Here is a 22,175-nt window from a genome sequence, read left to right as displayed (position 1 = left end):
CGCAGACTGCGATCTTTCGTTCTTTACTGCTGCGGGTCGATATTGTCCAAGGCCCGGTTCACTGCAAGTTCACCGAGCATGACGATCTGGGCAATGCCCAGCACGATGCTGCGGTTAGGGCCATTCAGCACGGCGGCAAATTCAGTCAGCATCACTTTGGCAGACGCCAATGATTCACAGGTATTGGCGAGGAGAGATTCGGTGTCGATGTCGGGGGCGACCATGAACATGGTGCTGGGGGGATTTGGACTTGGCTTGATCATGATGAATCTCCGTGTGAATAAAGAGACCACCTTCTGCCGCCAAGCAGATTGGGTGGCGGACTACACAAGATTGGCGGACCGGCTCACACGAAAAACCGGCATTCCCGAGGGAATCCTTGTGCAACCCGCCATGACAGATGTGTGAGGACAAGAAAGCATCGCCACTCATTCAGGGTTGCTCGTATGAACAGGGAATCCGAGCCGCCAAGCCCGTTCGCTGAGATATTTTCAGAGACGGGCAAACGATAGAGGCCACCCACCATGCACACAAGCCGGCCGATTCTGGCGTTGTTGTAGGCAAAGACGCAACCTGCCGTAGCCCAAACATGTAACCAGTGAAATCGGTGTAGGAACTGTCGAGCAGTGGCGGATGATTTTTCATCAGGACACTTTCTGCGCTTTGCAATGAAGTGCTCATTGACTGCTCAATAGCCTTCGCGAACAGGCTCGCTCCCACAGTGGGTCTGAGCAATCTGAGGTGGGAGCGAGCTTGCTCATGACGGCACCCTGACAGTCAGCAGAAAAATTGTCAGCCGCGCTCTGCTAGAATCCGCCCCATTCCCTGCCAGAGACTCTTTCCCATGAGCGAGCCGATTCGCCTCACCCAATACAGTCACGGTGCCGGTTGCGGCTGCAAGATTTCCCCGCAGGTGCTGGAGGTGATTCTGGCCGGCAGCGGCGCGCAGAACCTTGACCCGAAACTGTGGGTCGGCAACGCCTCGCGTGATGACGCGGCGGTGTACGAGATCGATGCCGAGCGCGGTGTTGTTTCGACCACGGACTTCTTCATGCCCATCGTCGATGATCCATTCGACTTCGGGCGCATTGCCGCGACCAACGCGATCAGCGACATCTATGCGATGGGCGGTGATCCGTTGATGGCGATTGCGATACTCGGCTGGCCGGTGAATGTGCTGGCGCCGGAAGTGGCACGGGAAGTGATCCGTGGCGGGCGTGCGGTGTGCGACGCCGCAGGCATTCCGTTGGCGGGCGGGCATTCGATTGATGCGCCAGAGCCGATTTTCGGTCTCGCGGTGACCGGTCTGGTGGAAAAACGCCACATGAAGCGCAACGACACCGCCACCGCCGGTTGCCTGCTGTACCTGACCAAACCGCTGGGCATCGGCATCCTCACCACGGCCGAAAAGAAAGGCAAGTTGCGTCCTGCCGACGTCGGCGTCGCTCGCGACTGGATGTGCACGCTGAACAAACCCGGCAGCCGCTTCGGCAAACTCGCTGGCGTTACGGCGATGACCGACGTCACCGGTTTCGGCCTGCTCGGGCATCTGGTGGAAATGGCCGACGGCAGCCAGCTCACGGCGCGCATCGCCTACGACCGTGTGCCGCGTCTGGACAGCGTCGAGTATTACCTCGAGCAGGGCTGTGTGCCCGGCGGCACGTTGCGCAACTTCGACAGTTATTCGAGCAAGGTTGGCCGCGTGCAGGAGCTGCACAAGCGTGTGCTCTGCGACCCGCAAACCAGCGGCGGTCTGTTGATCGCGGTAACGCCTGAAGGCAATGACGAGTTCCTCGCCGTCGCCGCCGAACTGGGCTTGAACCTGGCGCCAATTGGCGAATTGGTCGAGCGACAGACGAACGCAGTCGAGGTGATTTGATGCTCCGCGACTGCACCGATTACCGCGATATTTTCCTCAACGATTGGCCGCTGATGGACGCTCGCGCGCCGGTCGAGTTTCACAAAGGCGCGTTCCCTGGCGTGATCAATCTGCCGTTGATGAATGACATCGAGCGGCAGAAAATCGGCACCTGCTACAAGCAGCACGGCCAGCAGGCCGCCATCGAGTTGGGCCATCAAATGGTGTCCGGTGCGGTGAAGGCCGAGCGCATTCAGGCCTGGGCGGATTTCGCCCGGGCCCATCCCGACGGTTACCTCTATTGCTTCCGCGGCGGGTTGCGTTCGCAGATCACCCAACAATGGCTGCGCGACGAAGCCGGCATTGACTATCCGCGCGTAGGCGGCGGTTACAAGGCGATGCGCAGCTTCCTTATCGACACCACTGAACAAGCCATCGCGCAGTGTGATTTCGTCTTGCTGGGCGGCATGACTGGCACCGGCAAGACTGAAGTGCTGGTGCAATTGCGTAATGGCCTGGATCTGGAAGGGCACGCCAATCACCGCGGCTCCAGTTTCGGTAAACGCGCCACCGCGCAGCCGTCGAACATCGATTTCGAGAACCGCTTGGCCATCGACATCCTCAAGAAGCGTGATGCCGGTATCGAGCAGTTTGTGCTGGAGGACGAGAGTCGGGTGGTCGGCAGTTGCGCCTTGCCGCTGGCGATGTATCAGGGCATGCAGCAGTACCCGATGGTCTGGCTGGAAGACAGTTTCGAGGATCGCGTGGAGCGGATTCTGCGTGATTACGTGGTCGATCTGTCTGCCGAGTTTGCATCGGTGCATGGCGAGGAAGGTTTTGCGCTGTTCGCAGAGCGGCTGCTGGAGAGCCTGAACAACGTGCAGAAACGCCTGGGTGGCGAGCGCCATCGGCGGCTGTTCGATTCGATGGAAGCGGCGCTGGCAGAGCAGGCCCGCAGTGGTGCGGTGGATCTGCATCGCGGCTGGATCGAGGGGTTGCTGCGTGAGTATTACGATCCGATGTATGTGTTTCAGCGCGAGAAGAAGGGCGGGCGTATCGAGTTTGCCGGGGAGCGTGAGGCGGTTATCGAGTATCTGCGCGAGCGGGTGAATCAGAAAGCCTGATGGCATGTTTGCCGGCCTCATCGCTGGCAAGCCAGCTCCCACAGTGTCGTGGGGGTACCGCAAATATGCGCATCACTCCAAACATGCGGGAGTCCGGCTTGCCAGCGATGAGGCCATCACTGACAGTAGAAGACTCAAGTCAGGCAAGTGTCCCAGCCATCATCCAGCCTTCCACAGCCTTCATTGTGCATTCAAAACCTGTGGGAGCTGGCTTGCCAGCGATGAGGCCATCACTGACAGTAGAAGACTCAAGTCAGGCAAGTGTCCCAGCCATCATCCAGCCTTTCACAGCATTCGTTGTGCATTCAAAACCTGTGGGAGCTGGCTTGCCAGCGATGAGGGCCGAATAGGCACCCGAAAACTCAAGTCGGGCAGGTGGCCTTGCCGTTATCCAGCCCTTGCTTGTAGCTGTGGCTCTGCAAACTGGCCTTGCCGTTGTGCCACGTCAGGGTCAGCACGTACAGCGAATCGAAGTCGCTGCCCGCCCAGTCCTCGGTGATGGACTGTGTTTCGCCGACGGCATTCCCGGCCACCTTGTTGATCAGTTCCGGCAAATAGCCGTGGGACCACGCGGTGTAGATGGTGGAGTTGTGATACTTGTCCTCCAGCAGTTCGCGCGCCAGATCGCTGGTGTCATTGGCCGAAAATTCGATGTTCACTGGCAGGCCGAGCTTGATGGCGGCGGGGCTGATGGTCATCAGCGGGCGAATATAGCTATAGGAGTTGTCCAACTCGCCTTCCTCGACATTGCGCGTCGGATTGGCGGCGAACACGTAGTCGGCAGCGCCGAATTTCTCCGGCAGCAACGTCGACAGGTCAATGGCTCGGTTCAAGCCCTGGCAATTGAGCTGGCCGAGGCCACCTTCAGGCTTTTCGGCGTGGCGCAGGAACACCAGGGTCTGGGTGCCGTCCACCGGTTGTGCACGGCTTTCGCTGGATTCAAGCGACAGAAACAACGCGCTGACCGCCAACAGGGAGGGCAGGGCAACGTAGGCGCGATGTTTGAAGCGTTTGGCGAAACTCATCAAATTCGACATGAAATAAAAAGGTCTTCAGCGTGTTCGGTTAAGGCTGACAAACCTTTACACCGCAGGCTCCCAGCACCGGGTGTTTTCCATGTCATAAAGCGCTTCCTCTGCAACAAGGGCATAGCTCAGAGTCCCCTGAGGCCCTTTGGTTCGATTCGCAAGCGTGCGCGGCACTCTAATGGCAAGCACTCACGGCATTGGCAGAGAATAATCACTGAATGTTACGGTTCCTGTAGGCGTTGCCGAAGGCTGCGATCTTTTGATCCTGGTGAAACGCTCAAGCTCAAAAGATCTCAGCCTGCGGCAGCTCCTACATTATGATCGGGCTTTAATTTGTGACTGGATGCTTCCCATGACCGATCTGTCCGCGTTCCCGATCACCCAGAAATGGCCGGCGCAGTACCCTGACTGGATTCAGCTCTATTCCTTGCCGACACCCAACGGCGTCAAGGTGTCGATCATGCTTGAAGAGATCGGCCTGCCTTACGAGCCGCACCGCGTGGGTTTCGATACCAATGATCAGTTGTCCCCGGAGTTCCTCTCGCTGAACCCGAACAACAAGATCCCGGCGATTCTTGATCCCCACGGCCCCGAAGATCAGCCGCTGCCGTTGTTCGAGTCTGGCGCGATCCTGATTTACCTCGCCGACAAGAGCGGCCAGTTGCTCGCGCAGGAGGGCACCTTGCGCTATGAAACCCTGCAGTGGCTGATGTTCCAGATGGGCGGCATCGGCCCGATGTTTGGCCAGCTCGGTTTTTTCAACAAATTCGCCGGCAAGGATTACGAGGACAAGCGCCCGCGTGATCGTTACGTCGAAGAGAGCAAACGTCTGCTCAAGGTGCTCGACGGTCGACTGGAAGGTCGCGACTGGATCATGGGCGAGCGTTACACCATTGCCGATATCGCGACGTTTCCGTGGGTGCGCAATTTGATTGGCTTTTATGAGGCCGGTGACTTGGTGGGCATCAGCAACTTCCCGAATGTCACCCGGGTGCTGGAGCGTTTTCTGGCACGGCCTGCGGTAATCCGTGGTTTAACGATCCCTTCCTGATTGACACACAACCCTGTGGGAGCTGGCTTGCCAGCGATAGCGGTGGAAATGGCAACATTCATGTCGACCCTGCCGCCGTCATCGCTGGCAAGCCAGCTCCCACAGGGTTTCAGGGTGTGCCTGAAAGATTATTACGCACTCAGTAATGCTGTCTTGATTGATCCAGGTTTGTACGCCAACGCCCGCAAGGCATAAGCTTCGCCCCCTACGACTTTCGTCTCATCTTCCGTTTTCAGGAAAGCCCCATGTCCAGTCAGTTCCCCGAAGCACGTCCCCGCCGTCTGCGCCGCAATGCGAGCCTGCGCAGTCTGTTCCAGGAAACCGAGTTCAGCCTGAATGATCTGGTGCTGCCGATTTTCGTCGAGGAAGAGATCGATGACTTCGTGCCGATCAAGAGCATGCCCGGTGTGATGCGTATTCCCGAGCGCAAACTGGCCAGCGAAATCGAGCGCTATGCCCGCGCCGGCATCAAGTCGGTGATGACCTTCGGCGTGTCCCATCATCTGGACAGCAACGGCAGCGACACCTGGCGCGAAGAGGGCCTGGTCTCGCGCATGTCGCGCATCGCCAAGGACGCCGTGCCGGAAATGATCGTGATGTCCGACACCTGCTTCTGCGAATACACCGATCACGGCCACTGCGGCGTGATGCACAACCATGAAGTCGACAACGATCAGACGCTGATCAACCTCGGCAAACAGGCCGTTGCTGCTGCCCGTGCCGGTGCTGATGTGATTGCGCCGTCGGCGGCGATGGACGGTCAGGTGCGGGCGATTCGCCAGGCACTGGACGCGGCCGGGTTCACCCAGATTCCGATCATGGCGTATTCGACCAAATTCGCCTCGGCGTTGTACGGCCCGTTCCGCGAGGCCGGCGGCAGCGCGTTGAAAGGCGACCGCAAAAGCTATCAGATGAACCCGATGAACCGCCGCGAGGCTCTGCGCGAATCGTTGCTCGACGAGCAGGAAGGCGCCGATGCGCTGATGGTCAAACCAGCCGGTGCGTACCTGGACATCATCCGCGACATCCGCGAGGCCTCGAACCTGCCGCTGGCGGCGTATCAGGTCAGCGGCGAGTACGCGATGATCAAGTTCGGCGCGCAGGCCGGAGCGATTGATGAGGATCGCGTGGTGCGCGAGAGCCTGGGCGCGATCAAGCGTGCGGGGGCGGATCTGATCTTCACGTATTTCGCGATGGATCTGGCGCTGGCCGGGATCTAAGCCACACGGCAACAAAAGGTGGGAGCTGGCTTGCCAGCGATAGTGGTGGTTCAGTCGAGACTGGTTTTGGCTGTGCTGACCTCATCGCTGGCAAGCCAGCTCCCACAGGTTTCTGTGGTGTTCGTGCGTCTCAGGAACAGGCGAAAAATGGCCGGATTCCTTGGTCGCGGAAGTAGCGCTCAATCACCTTCGGATCGGCGCTGCTATCGGCAATCGCCACGTAGGTGTCCGGGCGCAACAGGTAAAAACCGTTGCGCGCCAATCCTGCCGTTTCAAACGCCGGTCGCCAGTCGAACACGTGCAGCGGCAAATGATGTTCAAGGCACCAGGCGAGCATTTCGTCGCTGGTGTCGCCATACACATGCACCTGCCAGCACGGCTGGCGCAGTGGTTCGTAATTATCTCCCTCACCGTCATGTGCCCACGGCAAGCGATCGCCACCGTGGACATGGCCGGCCGTGCCTTGACTCAGCGGCATGCCACGATAGTTGAGGGTGACTTGTGAGACCGTGCGAAAAAGGAATTCGCGACTCGCCTCGAACGACGCCATCCTGGGAATCAGAAACGGTGCCAGCCGCGTGCGCAACAGATCGGCCATGCGCCCCTCGGCCGTGACGAAACTGAACACTTTGTCGGTGGTGGAGATCAGTCGCCGGGCGAAGGCGATGCGTTCGGTTTCGTAGCTGTCGAGCAGTTTCGCCTCGGCACCGCCACTGAGGACTGCAGCGAGTTTCCACGCCAGATTGATCGCATCGCCGATGCCGGTGTTCATGCCCTGACCGCCCGCCGGGCTGTGCACATGGGCCGCGTCGCCGAGCAGAAACGCCCGCCCGCCGCGAAAATGCTCGGCCACGCGGTGGTGCACGCGGTAGGTGGAAAACCAGTGGACGTCCTCGATGTGCACTTTCAGGTGTTCGATGGCGCGGCTGCTGACATCAGAAAACTCCAGCGTTTCGGCACGCTCCGCACGTTCGTCACGCACGGTGCCGATCAATCGCGCGCGGCCTTTGCCGGCCAGTGGAAACACCGCGAGAAAGTCGGCTTCGTCCAGATCCAGATGCAACTCGCCGTTGAGCGCCGGGCCGCTGGCCTGGACATCCGCCACATAGAAAATCTGCTGATAAGTGCCACCGGGAAAACCGGCGTCGAGGTTTTTGCGCACCACCGACCGCGCCCCGTCTGCACCTGCCAGATAGCAGGCCTGGCAGATTTCCTGCTCGCCATCGGGCAGGCGCAAATGGGCGGTGACGCCGTCGCTGGTTTCCTCGAAACTTTCCAGCGTGGTTTCGCGCTCGACGCGCACGCCATAGTCTTCGAGACGCTCGATCAAAAGCTGTTCATGTTGGTCCTGCGGGAAGATTTCGACGAAAGAGTAAGGCGTCAGGCCTTCGCCGATACGGTTAAGCGGCAACTGTGCGACCGGTTTGCCATTGACCCAGAAGTTTGCCGCCGCCACCTGATGACCGTTGCGCACGATGGTCTCGGCCAGGCCCAGTTGCCGATACAGCTCCAGCGTTCGCGCCTGCACCGCCAGCGCCCGGGAAGTGGTGCCGGGTGCGGCTGTCTTGTCGATGATGCGCACCTGCACGCCGAACTTGCTCAGCCACAGGGCCAGCACCAGCCCGGTGGGGCCGGCACCGATGATCAGGACGTCGCTGCGGTTCATGATGGCCACTTTCCGCGCAGGGCAGGGTGCAAAGGATGAGCTTTAAGTGAAGCCCATCGCAGCTGCTGACGCCAGTGCAGTGTTGCTCAGAAATCGACAGTCTTGATGAAGTCGATAAAGGCTTTTTGGCGCGAGGTGTACTGGTGCGCATGCGGCCAGAGCGCGTGAATCGGCGTGGCATTGGCCGAGTGCGCCAGCAACATGGGGGTCAGCCGTCCGTCAGCCAGCGGTTTTCGGATCGAGATGTCCGGCAGGCAGGCGATGCCCAGGCCTTTGAGGGCAAAATCGATGCGGGTATTGATGTCGTTGCAGACAATTGAAGTGGGCAAGTACAGCTCGCCGCAATCGTTGAGCGGCCATGGCTCGACCTTGCCGGAGTTGGGCGAGCGATAGTGCAACAGTTTGTGTTCAGGCAATTGTTCCGGTCGGGTAGGCGTGCCGTGCCGCTCCAGATAAGTCGGGGAGGCGACGATCAAGCGACGAAAGTGGCCCATCGGGTGTGCCCGCAGGTTGTTGTCGGCCACCTCGCCGACGCGGATGGCCGCGTCGAATCCTTCCTGGATAATGTCAACGTTGCGCTCGGCGTAGTCCAGTTCCAGCTCGATCTCGGGGTAGCGCTCGTTGAAATGCGCCAGATGATCGAGAAACACGTCACTGATTGGCGCCAGACTGATCTTCAGACGACCTCGGGGCAGGTCGGCGGCGCTGCTCAGCTCGGTCTGGATTTCCTCGATTTCATCAAGAATCCGCCGGCTGCGCTCCAACAGTTTTTCACCTTCCGGCGTCAGGGCGATGCTCCGGGTACTGCGCTGAAACAGCTGCACACCGAGGCTTTCCTCCAACCGCGAAATGCGTTTGCCGATCGCTGACGCCGAGACACCCAACGCTCTGCCAGCGGCGACAAAGCTGCGTAACTCGGCGACTTGCACAAACACGGAAAACGCGGCAACGGATTCGAGCATGACACTTCCTTGATTGCGGACATCAGCGACCGGACAGACCGGAACGGTAACCTGCTTTTTCCGCAATGCCTATGCCATTAACCTTCACAGCGCCTGCAATGTTGATCGGTCTGCGACAGCAAGGCAGCGCATCAGGGACGTGCACCGTTCATGGATGAACATGATTTTTTCTGGTTCAGGACGACAGGAGTCGCCATTTTGAAAGCATTTGTGACGGGCGTTACCGGTTACATCGGTGGGTCGATGGCCATGGCGTTGATCGACCGTGGATATCAAGTGTCTGGCCTGGTGCGTTCGGCACATCAGGCCAAAGAGGTCGGCCGACTGGGGATCATTCCGGTATTGGGGACGCTGTATGACACCGAAATCATCAAGAAGCAGGCACTCGCGGCGGATCTGATCGTCAACGCGGCCAACTCCGATAACGCTTACGTGGTCTCCACGCTGTTGCAGAGTTTGCGCGGCACCAGCAAGACCCTGATTCATTACAGCGGCACCAGCGTCATCGGTGATCGTGCCGAGGGGGCGGGTTCCGACCAACAATGGACAGAGCTATCGCAGCCGCGTCCACGCCTGGAAAACGTAGGCCGGGTGGCTATTGATAACGCGATCCGCATGGCCGGCCAGCAAGGCCTGCGCACCCTGGTGGTGTGCCCGACGATGGTGTTCGGTGAAGGGCGCGGGCTGCACAAGGATTCGATCCAGATTCCGCTGTTGACGCGTCTGGCGTTCGAACACGGAGTCGGCATCAGCGAAAAGCTCGGTTTCGGCGGTCGCACGCAATCGGTGTCTATGGAATACATCTTGAGTGAATGCTGCGCTCACGACCCGGAAGAAGCCGAATACGGTCTGGGCTCGAACATTCGGGTCTGCGGCCAGAAAGCCCGGGATTTTGGCTGGGAGCCACAACATTCCGATGTTCTTTCGTGGATTCGTGACAGTCACAGAGTGGGAGTTGCGCAATGAGCGTCGCCATGAATGCAAACCTGCGCAACAAAGATGAGCGCGTGATGAGTTGGCCGCTATTCGCTCTGGCCATCGCCGCTTTTGCAATCGGCACCGCCGAATTCATCATCATGGGCCTGCTGCCGCAAGTGTCAGCGGACCTTGGGGTTTCGATTCCCTCGGCCGGTTATCTGGTCTCGGGTTACGCCATGGGCGTGGTGGTCGGTGGCCCGCTGTTGGCGATGCTGGTCGGCAAGATGGAAGAAAAACGCGCGCTGCTGATCCTGATGGCGATCTTCACCATCGGCAACGTCGCCTGCATGATCGCGCCGGACTTCACCTCGTTGATTGTGGCCCGGATATTTACCGCGTTCAGTCACGCATCGTTCATCGGCATGGCTGCGGTGCTTGCGTCGCGTATCGCCCCGCCGGGCAAGGAAGGCCGGGCGATGACGCTGATGTTCACGGGCATGACGCTGGCCAACGTGCTCGGTGTGCCGGTGGGTTCGTTGGTGGGTCAGGTCTACGGCTGGCGTACCACGTTTTTGGGTGTGGTCGCGCTTGGTCTGATTTCGTTGTTGATGGTCTGGTACCTGGTGCCTGCGCGTGCGGGTGCCAACAAGCAACAGACGCGCGCCAATCTGGAAGGGATGAAGCGCCCGATCATCTGGTTGGGCCTGATGACCAGCGTGATGGCTTCGGCCAGCATGTTCGCGTTCTTCACCTACATCGTGCCGATCCTGCAAGACGTCACCCATGTCGAGCCCAAGTTCGCCAGTGTCGCGCTGCTGGTCTGTGGTGTCGGTATCACCATCGGCGGGTTGCTTGGTGGTCGCCTGGCGGACTGGAGCCTGACCCGCTCGCTGGTGCTGACCTTGCTGGCATTGATTGCAGCGCTGGTGAGCTTCTTCTGGACCAGCCACTTCGTTTATCCGGCCGTGATCAATATGGCGGTGTGGGGTTGTCTGTCGTTCTCGGTCGGCATGCTCCTGCAAGCGATGATCATCCGCGTGGCGGGCGAGTCGGCCAACTACGCGTCGACCTTGAACGTCGGTGCGTTCAACCTGGGTAATGCGATCGGTGCGTGGGTCGGTGGCCGAGTGATCGATGCCGGCATGCCGCTGAACTCGATCACCCTGGTGGCGGCGGGCATTTCCTTGATCACGCTGGTGATGGTGCTGGGTATGTTCCTGAGTCGCGACCGGCGCTTGTTGAGTTATTCGCCAGCCACTGTTTGAGCCTCGAATCACCAGGAATCGCTTGCGATTCCTGGTCCGGGTAAAAGCCTCAAGGACGGGCATTGCCGGCATATTTCCAGTGTCCTCGCATGGCAGTAATGTAGCGCCGCTGCGCAGTGCCCGGTGGCACGCTTTCGCATGCAAAACCCAGGGAAACTCATCAATGGACGATGAATCGAAACACAACCCGTCGGCACAGTGGCGGGTAAAGGGACAGGCTGTAGAGCATGAGAACCCCTGGTTTTCCGTGATCAGGCACGCCGTCCAGTTACATGATTGCCAGGGCATTGACTACTTTGGCGCTCATCATGAACGTCCGGCCGTGGGCATTCTGGCCCGACAACTTCGCCACGCGCGGCTCACCTTGCGTCAGATATCCACCCTGCGCCGATTCCCAATACATCTTGTTGGCCAGGTTCTCCACGCCCAGACGCACCGTCACGTCTTTCTCCGAGACCTTGAAGGCATAACGCGCACCCGCGTCAAAGCGGTTCCAGGTCGGCAGGCTGAGGTTGTTGGCCGCGTCGTCGTATTGCCCGCCGGTGCGCAGCATCCACGCGTTCAGCGCTACGCCTTGCAGGCCGGGCGAGGCCTCCGATGTGGTTGGCGTAGAACGACACGTAGTCCCACGGTTTGAACACGATGCCGTAGACCGGCGTGGTGATCGATTCGTCGTAGCTCGATAGGGGGAAGTGTTCAGATTGGGCTATTGAACGTATGGTGAACCCGCCTCAACGGACTGGATGAAGCAACATGCACACCCCTCGATTACTGATCACCCTCGCGGCAATGCTGGTGCTGGCCGGTTGCGCCAGCCAGCGCAATGGCGAGCCCGCCCCGCGTCCTGCGGCCGAAGTGAAGGCTGAGATCGTGCGCCTGATGCCGGCGAAAATCGCTGACCGCCAGGGCTGGGCGACTGATATTTACGTGGCATTCGCTGCACAGGACATCAGCCCGACCACGCAAAACCTGTGTTCGGTGCTGGCCGTTACCGAGCAGGAATCAACCTTTCAAGCCGATCCGACAGTGCCGGGCCTGGGCAAGATCGCCCGCGACGAAATCGACCGTCGTGCCGGCAAAGTCCACATCCCCGGCTTGCTGGTCAGCGGCGCCTTGCAGGTCCGCTCCTCCAATGGCAAAACCTACAGCGAGCGCTTGCAGGCGGCGCGCAGTGAAAAGGAATTGAGTGCCATTTTTGACGAGTTCATCGGCATGGTGCCAATGGGCCGCACGCTGTTCGGCGGCTTCAACCCGGTGCACACCGGCGGGCCGATGCAGGTCAGCATCGAATTTGCCGAGCAGCACGCCAAGGACTATCCGTACCCCGTCGACGGCACGATCCGCCGCGAAGTGTTCAGCCGTCGCGGCGGCATGTATTTCGGCATCGCGCATTTGCTCGGCTACCCCGTGAGCTACCGCGAGCCGCTCTATCGCTTCGCCGACTTCAACGCCGGTTGGTACGCCAGCCGCAATGCGGCGTTTCAGAATGCGGTCAGCCGCGCATCGGGTATCCCGCTGGCACTGGATGGCGACCTGATCCGCTACGACTCGATCATGCCCGGCGGCACGGAGCTGGCGGTGCGTACCCTTGGCAAGTCATTGGGCATGCGCAATCCGACCATTCGCGATCAACTGGAGAAGGGCAAAACCCTGGAATTTGAAGAGACCAAGCTGTACCGAGAGGTTTTTGCACTGGCCGAAAAGGCCGAAGGCAAATCGCTGCCAAGGGCGGTGCTGCCGGGGATCGTCCTGCAGAGCCCGAAAATCACCCGCAAACTGACCACCGCGTGGTTCGCCAAACGTGTGGACGAGCGCTACAAACGCTGCATGGCCAAGGCCGGATAACTTTCCCAGACATAAAAAAACCAGACATAAAAAACCCGGCTACGGGAGCCGGGTTTCTCTGGGTTGTTGCGATTAACGCCATTCATTCAAGCGTTACGAAGTTCGTTCAGACGATCTGCACCACCTTCAGCGACACGGTTGCCATTCAGGCGATCCGAACCATCAGCGGCAATGGTGTTGCCTTTGACACGATCAGCACCGTCAGCAGCGATGGTGTTGCCTTTGACACGATCAGCACCGTCAGCAGCGATGGTGTTGCCTTTGACACGATCAGCACCGTCAGCAGCGATGGTGTTGCCTTTGACACGATCAGCACCGTCAGCGGCAATGGTGTTGCCTTTGACACGATCAGCACCGTCAGCAGCAATGGTGTTGCCTTTGACGCGATCGGCGCCGTCAGCGGCAATGGTGTTGCCTTTGACACGATCAGCACCGTCAGCGGCGATGGTGTTGCCTTTGACACGATCAGCACCGTCAGCAGCGATGGTGTTGCCTTTGACACGATCAGCACCGTCAGCAGCGATGGTGTTGCCTTTGACGCGATCGGCGCCGTCAGCGGCGATGGTGCTCTGGTGCACACGATCTGCGCCATCAGCAGCGATCATCGTGTGAGCCGGGGTAGCGGCAAAAGCGTTAACTGCGAAAACCGAGAAAGCGATGCTGAGAAGAGTTTGGCGTTTCATGATGGTGTGCTCCGGGGTGTTATTGGGTTGGTATGGAGCAGATGTTACGCCGGAGATTTTTTAAGAGAACTTCATTGCCGTGATGGTGAACATCGACGGCAATGATGATTGATTCAGAGGACTTTGACTGCCCGGCCAATCGCCTGAATCGGCCCGGTCGGCTTGCCGATTGGCGAACCGTTCGCCCCTTCAAGCGTCAACTCGAACAGCTGATTCGCTTCCAGCGGCGGCAACTTGTCCAGGGGCACCGAGAGCGCCTGCCCCGGTTTGACCAACCCCAGCGATACCGGGCCTTGCCAGCCGTCAGCCTTGGTCCAGAACTCCAGCGCCTTGTCCGCGGGCACGTCCATCATACCCAAGGGAATCAGCTGGATTTCCCGCGAATTGCTCGCCTGGATCACCCAGCCCGGAGCCTTGTCCTGCGGCGCGACCAGCACCACCAGATAACTCGGTTTCGGTGTGGTCTGGGTCAGCAGCATCGCGCCCAACACCAATGTGGCGGCCAGGCCGGCAGCGCTCAAACCGCGCCACAGCGGCAGCAGGTTCCACCATGAGGTTGAAGGTGTTGGCTGCGTGAGTCGATCAATGCTGCGATTGATCCGCGGCCACAGCAGCGCTGACGGTTGTTGCGGCGAGGCGAAATCCGTCAGTTCCAGCAAGCGCCGTTCCCAGGCATCCACCGCCGCACGCAGATCAGGCTCATGTGGCAGGCGTTTCTGCACCTCGATTCGCTGTTCGGCAGAGAGCGTGCCGAGCACGTATTCTCCCGCCAGTTCATCGCGTTCCTGCGCCGATTCAGTGGTCATCCCATGCACTCCCGCAAGGCGTTGAGGCTGCGTTTGATCCAGGCCTTGACCGTGCCGAGCGGCGTGCCGAGGCGCGTGGAAATTTGCGCGTGGGTATAGCCGTCGACGTAGGCGTGGAGGATGCAGCGCCGACGCTGTGGGTCGAGTTGTTCCAGGCAGCGATGGATGCGCGCCGAATGATCCTGCGCGTTGAAGGTCTCGTCGAGCACTTCGTGGTCTTCGTCGAACGGCGTTTCCCGACGGTGATCACGCAGTTGATTCAACGCCAGATGCCGCGTCACGCTGTACATCCAGCCACGCGCTGAACCCCGTGAAGCGTCAAACCCCGCAGCACCGTTCCAGATCTTGATAAATGCGTCATGGACAATGTCCTCCGCCAGCGCCGTGTCGCGCACCAGCCGTTTGGCCACACCGAGCAGGCGCGGGCCTTCCTGCACGTACAAATCGCGCAGGGCAGAACGCTCGCCGCGGGCACAGGCAGCGAGACGGGCTTCATAATCGAATTCGGTTTCAGGCAAGGTCATGTGGTGCAATCTAGCTGACATTTAACTTCTGCACACAGAACCTTGTGGGAGCGGGCTTGCCCGCGATGGCGTCGTGTCAGCCAATTTCTACTTCACTGATCCACCGCTATCGCGGGCACGCCCGCTTCCACAGGTTTTGTGTCAGGCCTGTAACGTCAGTTCGCTGCCCAGAAAATGTAATCCGCCTGATACTTCACCACTTCCTGCTTGCCCTTGTTATCCGCCGTGCAGGCACTGCCTGGCGCCACGCCACCCTTGAGCGCGACGCGCTGGATGTAGCTGACGCCGGTCATTGCGCCTTTGCCTTCGGCAGGGTTGGCCTTGACCAGTTGATAGGGCAGGTTGCCCGGAGTCGACGGCGCCACGGCCAATTGCGTACCGGTGACTTTCGAACCGTCCTTGGCCTGCCAGGTGGCTGGCGGACCGAAATAGGTGCCGACCTGCTTGCCGCTGCGATCATTGAGCACCGCTTTCGGGCCGACGAAGGTCCACTCGGTCTGTCCGGCAGCGTTGGGCTTGTCGCGGCATTCGTAAGTGATCTCGCCCACCCCGGTGGTTTCCAACGCGATCTTGTGGCCTTCCGGAACTTTGATGGCGTCCGGATAGTTGCTTTGGGCGAAGGTCGTCGAGGTGACGGCGAGCAAACCGGTGAAGCAGATCAGCTGTGTGGTGTTCATCAGTGTCTTTCTCCAAAAAGGGTAAACCGCTGACAGCCGAGGAGGGCTGTTACAGGGACTACCCGTGACGGAGGGGTTTGGATGCAGTGACTGAAAAATATTTTTTAATCACCGCCAGCGCTTTCTTGCGAGGTTTGATTTGCAGGTACGAGTGCATGGGAAAATCGGGCCAAATCGGATACAACAGCTATAAATAGTGCTACATCAGAGGCCTGTCGGGGATTGAGGAGGGGATATGTATCAGCTCTACGGACATCGCAACTCAGGCGCAGCCGCCATCGAAGCGGCGCTGGAGTTGTGTCAGATCGCTTTTCGCTTCATTGATATCGAAGCCAGTACCGAAGCCGCCGAGGATCTGGCGAAGCTCAATCCCCTGAAGCAGATCCCGACCCTGCAATTGCCCGATGGCAGCGTGCTCACCGAGAGCGCGGCGATTCTGATTCATCTGGGCCTGACATTTCCCAAATCGGGTTTGCTGCCGGCCAAGGCGGACGAACGCGATCAGGCCATTCGCGGTCTGGTCTACATTGTCAGCAACTGCTACGCGGCCATCGGCGTCGTCGACTACCCCGAGCGCTGGCTGGTGATGCCCGACGAAGCGTCGCAACAGAACCTGATCGCCGGCGCTCGCCAGCGATTGCACTGGAGCTGGGAAGTGTTTGCCGACCAGTTTTCCGCCGAGCTGTACCTGGACGACGAAACACCGGGTGCGCTGGATGTGCTGGCGGCGGTGGTGACGCGCTGGGCGGGCAGCCGCGAGCATTTGCGTCAGACCCGGCCGGGATTTTATGCGTGGTTGCAGCGCATTGATCGACATCCGGTGCTGGCGCCGGTGTTTGCGCGGCATTGGCCCGTGTGAACACACGGTAAATCCAGTAGTAGGAGTGAGCAGGCTCACTCCTACAGGGGATCGTGGTGTTTCGGGAGATCACTCCCCGCGAATGTACTGCTCCAGTTGTTTGATCAGTTCGGCTTGTTCGGCAATCGCTTCCTTGACCAGGTCACCAATCGACAGCAAGCCAATCAACTTGCCGTTCTCCACCACGGGCAAGTGGCGCAGGCGCTTGTCCGACATGATGCTCAGGCAGGTGTCGACGGTCTGGTGGGTATCAACGGTAATGACGTTCGCCACCATGATGTCGCGAACCGGCGTGCCCACCGATGAGCGGCCATGCAGCACCAGTTTGCGCGCGTAATCGCGCTCGCTGATGATGCCGACCACGTTGTCGTCTTCCACCACCAGCAGGGCACCGACGTTTTTCTCGGCCATCTTCATCAGCGCTTCAAGCACCATGTGATCTGGCTTGATCTGGTGCACTTCCTGGTTTTTCTGATCTTTGAGCTTGAGCAGTTGGGCGACGGTCTTCATGGCGGTTACTCAGGTGTTGTCGTTGTTATCCAAGCATCGTAGACGCTGGCGCGCAGGGCAAGGTGGCAAAGCGGCAGATAGCACGCAAAAAACGTCATTTGGCCGTTTTTTTCCAAACGTGGCCGCTTCATTGCGTGTGCACGTCTTGATACAGAAGGGCGCGATGGCGTTTCTGCGTCTTGGATAGACTCGGGCATCTGAATTTCATGGATGAAAATTTCGATGCCTGGCTTGAATTTGAGCAACAAAAATATCGTGCCATCGCTGCCGGATTCTCTGGCTGGCAATGCCACGTTCAGCTTCATTGCCGGGAATGTTCCAGACTGGCTATTGAACAGCACCGCACTGCACAGGGACGCGTTAAAGCAGGCCACAGTGCCAGACCAGCCTTGGTTTCACTCTGCTTCATCAACGCAACGCGACCAGATGAAAAGCGCCCTTGCAGCGAGTTGGACTGCCCGGCAGGCAGTGGACAAGGTCTTCGCGCGGCTGACCGAAGTCGAAGCGTTTGCCCATGGGTTACTGACCGCTGCGCTGAAAGACCGTTATGACATCACCGTAGACGTCAGCTCGACGTGTCTAAGGCTTTACCGTTCGACCGGGATGACGGGGGGCTTCGAGGTGCGCACCCTGACCCTGCTCGAGTGCTGTCTGCACAATTTTGAATTGAAAGAGACTCGACCAGAATATTACGACCAGGCGAGCGGCTTTATTACCCGACCTTCGGCCTCCGGAGAATTCGACGTTGTGCCGATCAAGGCCAGAATGTCCGTCGCGGCTTTTACCGCGTTGTGCCGGGAGCTGGACGCAGGTGCTGCTTATCAGAAATATCTCGAAGACTTTTTCGATCAGGCCAATCCCGTTGCCAGCGCCGTCCTGAAAATAAAGGTCGAGGCTAACGAGAAGAGCACCCTGCGCCTGTGCAATGGGCTGGCGTTGCTCAAAGGCGATATTGATCACGACGCTCATCGCCTGGTAGAGAGGTGGGCTGCGGGAGATCGACGGTTTTTCTGGAACGGGCGGGCAGTCCACTGCCATGCATTGACGATGATGGGCGTCGAGTTGCCAGGGATTGTGCTGGTCTGCGCCGATCTTGAGCACAGTTCAACGACTGTTCCGGTCATTGCCTATGTCCCCCACCATCCCGAGCATCCGCTGAAGCGGTATGCGTCTTCGACCCAGTTCGTCGCCGAGCTGACACGACAGCTGCGCTCACCTGAGTACCAGCGATTCTTCAGCCGGTTCGTGCCGCATCAGCACCGAGGCCAGTTCTTTTTTCAGCTCAACAATCGGCTATCAAAACTGCAATGGCATGCACCGGTTCCTTTTCAGCAACTGCCGGCCTGGCGCCCAGCGCCTGTTCTGAAACCTGCTCTGCAGATCGGGTATGCGCGAATCAAGGGTGAGTTCTGGTTTCACCAGTTTCAGCAGAAGTTGAACACCTTGTTCGCCGATGCTCGAACGCGGGCAGTCCCCACTGGCGATGAGGACGCCAAAACACGCTGGGCTCGCTGGGACAGCTTCCTTAACGTCGCGCTGACCGTGCTGGAGGTGGGAGCATTTGTCGCCGCGCCGTTTGTACCTGGTCTGGGTGAATTGATGCTTGCGTATACCGCCTACCAGTTACTGGATGAAACGTTCGAAGGGATTGTCGAGTGGGCTCAAGGACTGCGTACTGAGGCGTTCGAACATGTGCTCGGCGTGGTGGAAAGCCTGATTCAGCTCGGTGCGTTCCTGGTGGGTGGTCAACTGGTGGGGGCGGTGGTCTCGCCCAAGGCGTCGCCCTTGATCGGCCGCATGAAAATTGTCGATATGGCGGATGGTCGCTCGCGGTTATGGGATTCGGATCTGCGGCGCTATTCACAGTCGGTGGACTTGAGTGAATCGGCCCGGCCTGACGCCATGGGCATTTATCGTCAGTCCGATCGGCAGGTGTTACCGCTGGAGGGCGAAACGTTTGTTATTCGCCCGGAGCCCGGATCGGATGATTACCGCATCCAGCATCCGCAGCGCAGCGATGCCTATGCCCCCCGACTCAGCCATAACGGTGCTGGCGCCTGGGTGCATGAAGCCGAACAACCTCAGGCCTGGCAGGGGAGTCAGTTGATGCGGCGTCTCGGTCATCAGGTCGACGGTTTTTCCGAACAGTCGCTGGAACAGATCCGCATCGTCAGCGGCGTGGATGAGTCGACATTGCGCAAACTGCACGTTGAACGTGAACAGCCGCCCGCGATGCTGGCGGCGACGATCAAGCGTTTTACTGCCGATCAGTCCATTGAAACGTTCATTGCACAGCTTGCCAGTGACGACTTGCAGATCCATGGGAAGGCCGATGTGCGGATGCAACTGCAGTTGCTGACGGGGCACAAACAATGGCCTGAAAAGCTCTCGCTGCGATGGCTCGATGAGCAAGGCAACGTGCTGTGGCAATCGTCATCACTGGCAGGTAAAACGCCGATCAATTTGCAGCTCGACCACGGCATCGTCGCAGACCTGTCCGCCACGCTGTTGTCCCTGTTGAGCGAGCAGGACATCAAAGTGTTGCTGGAAGAAGAGTTTGGTCGTGGCGTCATCGCTGCGAACGTGCGTGCTGCGAGGCTGCGCGCCTTGATCGTCGAGGCGGCAAGGACGCAAAGAACAGCGTTGGTGGATAGCCACGTCAAATGGCAGGAGGTGCCGACTGCCGTGCCTTCTGCCGAAAGCGTGTTGCTGCGCAACGAGTTTCCCCAGCTGCCGAACGAGCTTGTGAGCAATGTACTGACGGATGTCTTGCCAGCAGAAAAGCAGTTGGCCAGCGAGCAGGGACAATTGTCCTTGCGCTTGAAGCAGGCTGCCCGTGAAGCGATGCGTGAATGGCGCACGACCCGGGCCTGGGAGGGGCTGTACCTGCCGGCTAATGCCAATCTCGACAGCTACCGATTGGCATTGCACAGTCTGGAAAAGTTACCGGGCTGGTCGCCGCAGGTATTGATCGAAATTCGCAACCAATCGTTCGACGGACTGCTGATCGACAGCGTCGGACCGACCTCGGCACCCGTTCGCAAAGTACTGTTGCGCACGGTGCAGAACCAGTTCCAGCCCTACGACGCGCAGGGCAATAGCCTGCAAGGCGCGGGTGATTTTTATGACGCGGTGTTGCAGGCATTGCCGGATGCCGAACGCGACAGTCTGGGGCTTGGCATCGGTGAAGGTCAGCGCCTGCGCAGCAACCTTCAGCAATCATCCATAAACCGTACAGAACTGCGCGATCTGCTCGACGACTCACCGCTTAGAATCGCCGTCGAAAAACCCCAAAATCCAGGCTACACGTTGATCACTGAACGGCTATTAGGCACGGGCGGTGAGTCGAGTCCGGAGGATCGGTTCAAAAGCCTCTATCCGCGGGCCACCACGGCTAACTTCAATGAGTTTGTGCGAGCATCCGGAACACCTGCCGACGCTTTACGGCTCATCCGGGAGCGGGAATTGGCGTTCAAACATCTGCAGAAAACCCTTGATGACTGGGTGGCAATCGAGCGCGGCGAGTTGCTGCCGATGGATCAGCGTTTTCACAAACGGCGTTTCGCCAAGGCTCTCAGCCAATGCTGGCAGGCCGCTGAAACGGCGGGAGAGGGTGGCTACACGCTGGATCTGGATTTTCACTGGACCAGTGATTTTCTTGAGTACCTGCCGACGCTTGACGTTGAGTTTGCGCACGTCAGCGAGCTGCAATTTCGTCATGCGCAGTTGCGCATTGATATCAGCCAGTTCCTCGGCTACTTCCCCAAATTGAAGGTCCTGAACCTGAGCGAAAACTCCCTCACCGCGTTGCCTCGTCGGGTAGGCCATCTGCACGCTTTGGAAACACTGGATCTGGGCAACAATCAACTGACGCTGACGGCCGGAGACGTCACTGAACTCAGCCGTCTGACCCGCTTGCAGACATTGAGGCTGGGCGCGAATCCGATGCTGGCGCGGGCACCGGATGTCAGTGCGATGGCAGACCTGCAAATCCTCGATCTGCATGACACCGGGATTACCCAATGGCCGACAGGCCTGTTCACGGCACCGCGTTCAAGGGCATTTGATCTGGAGCTGCAAGGCAATCCAATCGAACAGGTTCCTCAGGTAGTACCCGGTTCGGAGCAGGCGCGATTGATAGCGCGCACCCGTTTGAGTCGTGACCGTCTGTCCGATCAGGGCCGCGAACAATTTCATGCCTATATGCGCTCAGTGGGCTACGACCCCGCCCGCAGTTATCCGCCGAAGGGCGAGCAGACCAGTGCGCATTGGCTGGAGGGCGTCACGGGCGAGCCGCGTCAGCGCAAGCAAACAGTGTGGGATGAGTTGGAGCACGAGCCTGATTCCCAGGGTTTTTTTGAAGTGCTGGAGAAAGTCGCGGAGTCAGCAGACTACATCGCCGACGAGGCGCGTCCGGCGCTGACCGAGCGAGTGTGGCGAATGCTGGATGCCGCGACACAGAACACGCAACTGCGTGAAGAGTTGTTCCGCATGGCCAGTAATCCTGACTCTTGCGCGGACGCCGGGGCACAGATTTTCAATGAGATGGGGATCAAGGTTCTGATCCATGAAGCCTGGCTGGCCGGCAGCCCCGAGCAGGTCGAGTCCAGTCTGGTGCAATTGGCGAAGGGCAAGTCTCGCCTGGACATGGTTAACGACGTTGCCCGCGCCAACATCCAGACCCGCCTGGAGGCTGGTGAAGCTTTTATTGCACTTGATGAGGACGGTGAATTCACGGGCAGCATTGATGAAGTGGAAGTCTATCTGGCATTTCAGACCGGTCTGGCTGATCGGCTCGAGTTGCCGTGGCAGTCACGGGGAATGTTGTTTCGCAGCATCGCTGAAGTCAGTGAGACGCAGATCGACGAGGCTTATCAAACGGTGTTGTCGCTTGAGGCGGGGGACGGATTGGTCAACCGAATGATCGAACAGCGGTTCTGGCGTAAATATCTGAAAGGGAGGTATACGCAGGCGTTTAAGCAGAATGCGCAGGTGTACGACGCGAAGGCGGAGGCGTTGCTTGATCGGTATTCGGCAGGCACCGTTTCGCAGCAAGTTTATGAGCGCGAACTTGTCGGATTAAACGAGGAACGTAAGGCTTTGCTGAAAGCATTGACGCGAGGCCTATTATCAAAGCAGTCGATAGCTGCATAAAAAAACGGCCTGTTTTCCGAAACAG

General features: G+C 59.0%; 19 protein-coding genes and 1 pseudogene. 9 read left to right on the top strand and 11 right to left on the bottom strand.

What is annotated here, in order from left to right; genetic code table 11:
- Window positions 1-23: 23 nt before the first annotated feature.
- Window positions 24-263, bottom strand: coding sequence for a DUF6124 family protein (locus tag JJD74_RS05290; protein WP_042560075.1), 240 nt, complete (start codon window positions 261-263; stop codon window positions 24-26).
- Window positions 264-844: 581 nt separating this feature from the next.
- Between JJD74_RS05290 and selD the strand changes: the two genes are divergently transcribed.
- Together selD and mnmH are read left to right on the top strand one after the other, a co-directional pair.
- A complete protein-coding gene (selD, locus tag JJD74_RS05285) occupies window positions 845-1,879 on the top strand; it encodes a selenide, water dikinase SelD (RefSeq protein WP_042560074.1) in 1,035 nt (344 codons plus the stop codon).
- Window positions 1,879-2,982 carry a tRNA 2-selenouridine(34) synthase MnmH gene (gene mnmH, locus JJD74_RS05280; RefSeq protein ID WP_200611948.1) on the top strand — a complete coding sequence of 368 codons (1,104 nt, stop codon included), beginning with the start codon at window positions 1,879-1,881 and terminating at the stop codon, window positions 2,980-2,982. The genes selD and mnmH overlap by 1 nt, the downstream gene beginning before the upstream one ends.
- 362 nt (window positions 2,983-3,344) lie before the next feature.
- Here mnmH and JJD74_RS05275 read toward each other — a convergent pair whose 3' ends face one another.
- Window positions 3,345-4,019, bottom strand: a complete 675-nt coding sequence (locus tag JJD74_RS05275; RefSeq protein WP_200611945.1) for a histidine phosphatase family protein — start codon at window positions 4,017-4,019, stop codon at window positions 3,345-3,347.
- A 343-nt stretch (window positions 4,020-4,362) separates the two neighbouring features.
- Here JJD74_RS05275 and JJD74_RS05270 point away from each other — a divergent pair, with 343 nt between their 5' ends.
- On the top strand, window positions 4,363-5,061 hold the full coding sequence (locus JJD74_RS05270; RefSeq protein ID WP_042560071.1) for a glutathione S-transferase family protein: 699 nt from the start codon (window positions 4,363-4,365) through the stop codon (window positions 5,059-5,061).
- A 245-nt stretch (window positions 5,062-5,306) separates the two neighbouring features.
- Window positions 5,307-6,281 carry a porphobilinogen synthase gene (hemB, locus tag JJD74_RS05265; protein ID WP_047300672.1) on the top strand — a complete coding sequence of 325 codons (975 nt, stop codon included), beginning with the start codon at window positions 5,307-5,309 and terminating at the stop codon, window positions 6,279-6,281.
- A gap of 130 nt (window positions 6,282-6,411) precedes the next feature.
- On the opposite strand, the gene JJD74_RS05260 is transcribed toward hemB, so the two are convergent.
- Together JJD74_RS05260 and JJD74_RS05255 are read right to left on the bottom strand one after the other, a co-directional pair.
- Window positions 6,412-7,947: an FAD-dependent monooxygenase gene (locus JJD74_RS05260; RefSeq protein WP_200611942.1), complete on the bottom strand. Its 1,536-nt coding sequence runs from the start codon at window positions 7,945-7,947 to the stop codon at window positions 6,412-6,414.
- A gap of 86 nt (window positions 7,948-8,033) precedes the next feature.
- Window positions 8,034-8,909, bottom strand: a complete 876-nt coding sequence (locus tag JJD74_RS05255) for a LysR substrate-binding domain-containing protein (RefSeq protein ID WP_200611939.1) — start codon at window positions 8,907-8,909, stop codon at window positions 8,034-8,036.
- A gap of 198 nt (window positions 8,910-9,107) precedes the next feature.
- Here JJD74_RS05255 and JJD74_RS05250 point away from each other — a divergent pair, with 198 nt between their 5' ends.
- Window positions 9,108-9,875, top strand: coding sequence for an NAD-dependent epimerase/dehydratase family protein (locus tag JJD74_RS05250; RefSeq protein WP_200611937.1), 768 nt, complete (start codon window positions 9,108-9,110; stop codon window positions 9,873-9,875).
- An 8-nt stretch (window positions 9,876-9,883) separates the two neighbouring features.
- Complete coding sequence (locus JJD74_RS05245; protein WP_200611934.1) at window positions 9,884-11,092, top strand: MFS transporter; 1,209 nt, start codon at window positions 9,884-9,886, stop codon at window positions 11,090-11,092.
- Between the two features lie 268 nt (window positions 11,093-11,360).
- Here the strand turns inward: JJD74_RS05245 and JJD74_RS05240 are convergent.
- Window positions 11,361-11,678, bottom strand: a pseudogene (locus JJD74_RS05240) (hypothetical protein); the annotation flags it as partial.
- Window positions 11,679-11,845: 167 nt separating this feature from the next.
- On the opposite strand from JJD74_RS05240, the gene JJD74_RS05235 reads away from it, so the two are divergent.
- Window positions 11,846-12,937, top strand: coding sequence for a DUF1615 domain-containing protein (locus JJD74_RS05235; protein ID WP_200611931.1), 1,092 nt, complete (start codon window positions 11,846-11,848; stop codon window positions 12,935-12,937).
- 86 nt (window positions 12,938-13,023) lie between these two features.
- Here the strand turns inward: JJD74_RS05235 and JJD74_RS05230 are convergent, their stop codons facing one another.
- The 4 genes from JJD74_RS05230 to JJD74_RS05215 form a co-directional block, all read right to left on the bottom strand.
- Complete coding sequence (locus JJD74_RS05230) at window positions 13,024-13,620, bottom strand: hypothetical protein (RefSeq protein WP_200611928.1); 597 nt, start codon at window positions 13,618-13,620, stop codon at window positions 13,024-13,026.
- Between the two features lie 113 nt (window positions 13,621-13,733).
- On the bottom strand, window positions 13,734-14,426 hold the full coding sequence (locus JJD74_RS05225; protein WP_200611925.1) for an anti-sigma factor: 693 nt from the start codon (window positions 14,424-14,426) through the stop codon (window positions 13,734-13,736).
- The gene (locus JJD74_RS05220; RefSeq protein WP_042560064.1) at window positions 14,423-14,950 is read right to left on the bottom strand and encodes a sigma-70 family RNA polymerase sigma factor; all 528 of its coding nucleotides are present in this window, start codon (window positions 14,948-14,950) and stop codon (window positions 14,423-14,425) included. The genes JJD74_RS05225 and JJD74_RS05220 overlap by 4 nt, the downstream gene beginning before the upstream one ends.
- Before the next feature lie 155 nt (window positions 14,951-15,105).
- A complete protein-coding gene (locus JJD74_RS05215) occupies window positions 15,106-15,627 on the bottom strand; it encodes a DUF3455 domain-containing protein (protein ID WP_042560063.1) in 522 nt (173 codons plus the stop codon).
- Window positions 15,628-15,862: 235 nt separating this feature from the next.
- Between JJD74_RS05215 and JJD74_RS05210 the strand changes: the two genes are divergently transcribed.
- Window positions 15,863-16,486: a glutathione S-transferase gene (locus tag JJD74_RS05210; RefSeq protein WP_047300678.1), complete on the top strand. Its 624-nt coding sequence runs from the start codon at window positions 15,863-15,865 to the stop codon at window positions 16,484-16,486.
- 69 nt (window positions 16,487-16,555) lie between these two features.
- On the opposite strand, the gene JJD74_RS05205 is transcribed toward JJD74_RS05210, so the two are convergent.
- Window positions 16,556-16,996, bottom strand: coding sequence for a CBS domain-containing protein (locus JJD74_RS05205; RefSeq protein ID WP_042560061.1), 441 nt, complete (start codon window positions 16,994-16,996; stop codon window positions 16,556-16,558).
- Window positions 16,997-17,001: 5 nt separating this feature from the next.
- A complete protein-coding gene (locus JJD74_RS05200) occupies window positions 17,002-17,301 on the bottom strand; it encodes a hypothetical protein (protein ID WP_200611922.1) in 300 nt (99 codons plus the stop codon).
- A gap of 121 nt (window positions 17,302-17,422) precedes the next feature.
- On the opposite strand from JJD74_RS05200, the gene JJD74_RS05195 reads away from it, so the two are divergent.
- The gene (locus JJD74_RS05195) at window positions 17,423-22,150 is read left to right on the top strand and encodes an NEL-type E3 ubiquitin ligase domain-containing protein (RefSeq protein ID WP_200611919.1); all 4,728 of its coding nucleotides are present in this window, start codon (window positions 17,423-17,425) and stop codon (window positions 22,148-22,150) included.
- Window positions 22,151-22,175: the final 25 nt, after the last annotated feature.

Origin of the sequence: Pseudomonas sp. MF6776 (assembly GCF_016613125.1) — a bacterium.
Taxonomy (GTDB): domain Bacteria; phylum Pseudomonadota; class Gammaproteobacteria; order Pseudomonadales; family Pseudomonadaceae; genus Aquipseudomonas; species Aquipseudomonas iridis.
This window is presented reverse-complemented; position numbering and strand designations above follow the sequence as displayed.

Excerpts from the sequence above, each read along its gene's own strand:
- JJD74_RS05290 (WP_042560075.1), bottom strand. The coding sequence starts at position 263 with ATGATCAAGCCAAGTCCAAATCCCCCCAGCACCATGTTCATGGTCGCC.
- selD (WP_042560074.1), top strand. The coding sequence starts at position 845 with ATGAGCGAGCCGATTCGCCTCACCCAATACAGTCACGGTGCCGGTTGC.
- mnmH (WP_200611948.1), top strand. The coding sequence starts at position 1,879 with ATGCTCCGCGACTGCACCGATTACCGCGATATTTTCCTCAACGATTGG.
- JJD74_RS05275 (WP_200611945.1), bottom strand. The coding sequence starts at position 4,019 with ATGTCGAATTTGATGAGTTTCGCCAAACGCTTCAAACATCGCGCCTAC.
- JJD74_RS05270 (WP_042560071.1), top strand. The coding sequence starts at position 4,363 with ATGACCGATCTGTCCGCGTTCCCGATCACCCAGAAATGGCCGGCGCAG.
- hemB (WP_047300672.1), top strand. The coding sequence starts at position 5,307 with ATGTCCAGTCAGTTCCCCGAAGCACGTCCCCGCCGTCTGCGCCGCAAT.
- JJD74_RS05260 (WP_200611942.1), bottom strand. The coding sequence starts at position 7,947 with ATGAACCGCAGCGACGTCCTGATCATCGGTGCCGGCCCCACCGGGCTG.
- JJD74_RS05255 (WP_200611939.1), bottom strand. The coding sequence starts at position 8,909 with ATGCTCGAATCCGTTGCCGCGTTTTCCGTGTTTGTGCAAGTCGCCGAG.
- JJD74_RS05245 (WP_200611934.1), top strand. The coding sequence starts at position 9,884 with ATGAATGCAAACCTGCGCAACAAAGATGAGCGCGTGATGAGTTGGCCG.
- JJD74_RS05235 (WP_200611931.1), top strand. The coding sequence starts at position 11,846 with ATGCACACCCCTCGATTACTGATCACCCTCGCGGCAATGCTGGTGCTG.
- JJD74_RS05230 (WP_200611928.1), bottom strand. The coding sequence starts at position 13,620 with ATGAAACGCCAAACTCTTCTCAGCATCGCTTTCTCGGTTTTCGCAGTT.
- JJD74_RS05225 (WP_200611925.1), bottom strand. The coding sequence starts at position 14,426 with ATGACCACTGAATCGGCGCAGGAACGCGATGAACTGGCGGGAGAATAC.
- JJD74_RS05220 (WP_042560064.1), bottom strand. The coding sequence starts at position 14,950 with ATGACCTTGCCTGAAACCGAATTCGATTATGAAGCCCGTCTCGCTGCC.
- JJD74_RS05215 (WP_042560063.1), bottom strand. The coding sequence starts at position 15,627 with ATGAACACCACACAGCTGATCTGCTTCACCGGTTTGCTCGCCGTCACC.
- JJD74_RS05210 (WP_047300678.1), top strand. The coding sequence starts at position 15,863 with ATGTATCAGCTCTACGGACATCGCAACTCAGGCGCAGCCGCCATCGAA.
- JJD74_RS05205 (WP_042560061.1), bottom strand. The coding sequence starts at position 16,996 with ATGAAGACCGTCGCCCAACTGCTCAAGCTCAAAGATCAGAAAAACCAG.
- JJD74_RS05200 (WP_200611922.1), bottom strand. The coding sequence starts at position 17,301 with ATGAAGCTGAACGTGGCATTGCCAGCCAGAGAATCCGGCAGCGATGGC.
- JJD74_RS05195 (WP_200611919.1), top strand. The coding sequence starts at position 17,423 with ATGAAAAGCGCCCTTGCAGCGAGTTGGACTGCCCGGCAGGCAGTGGAC.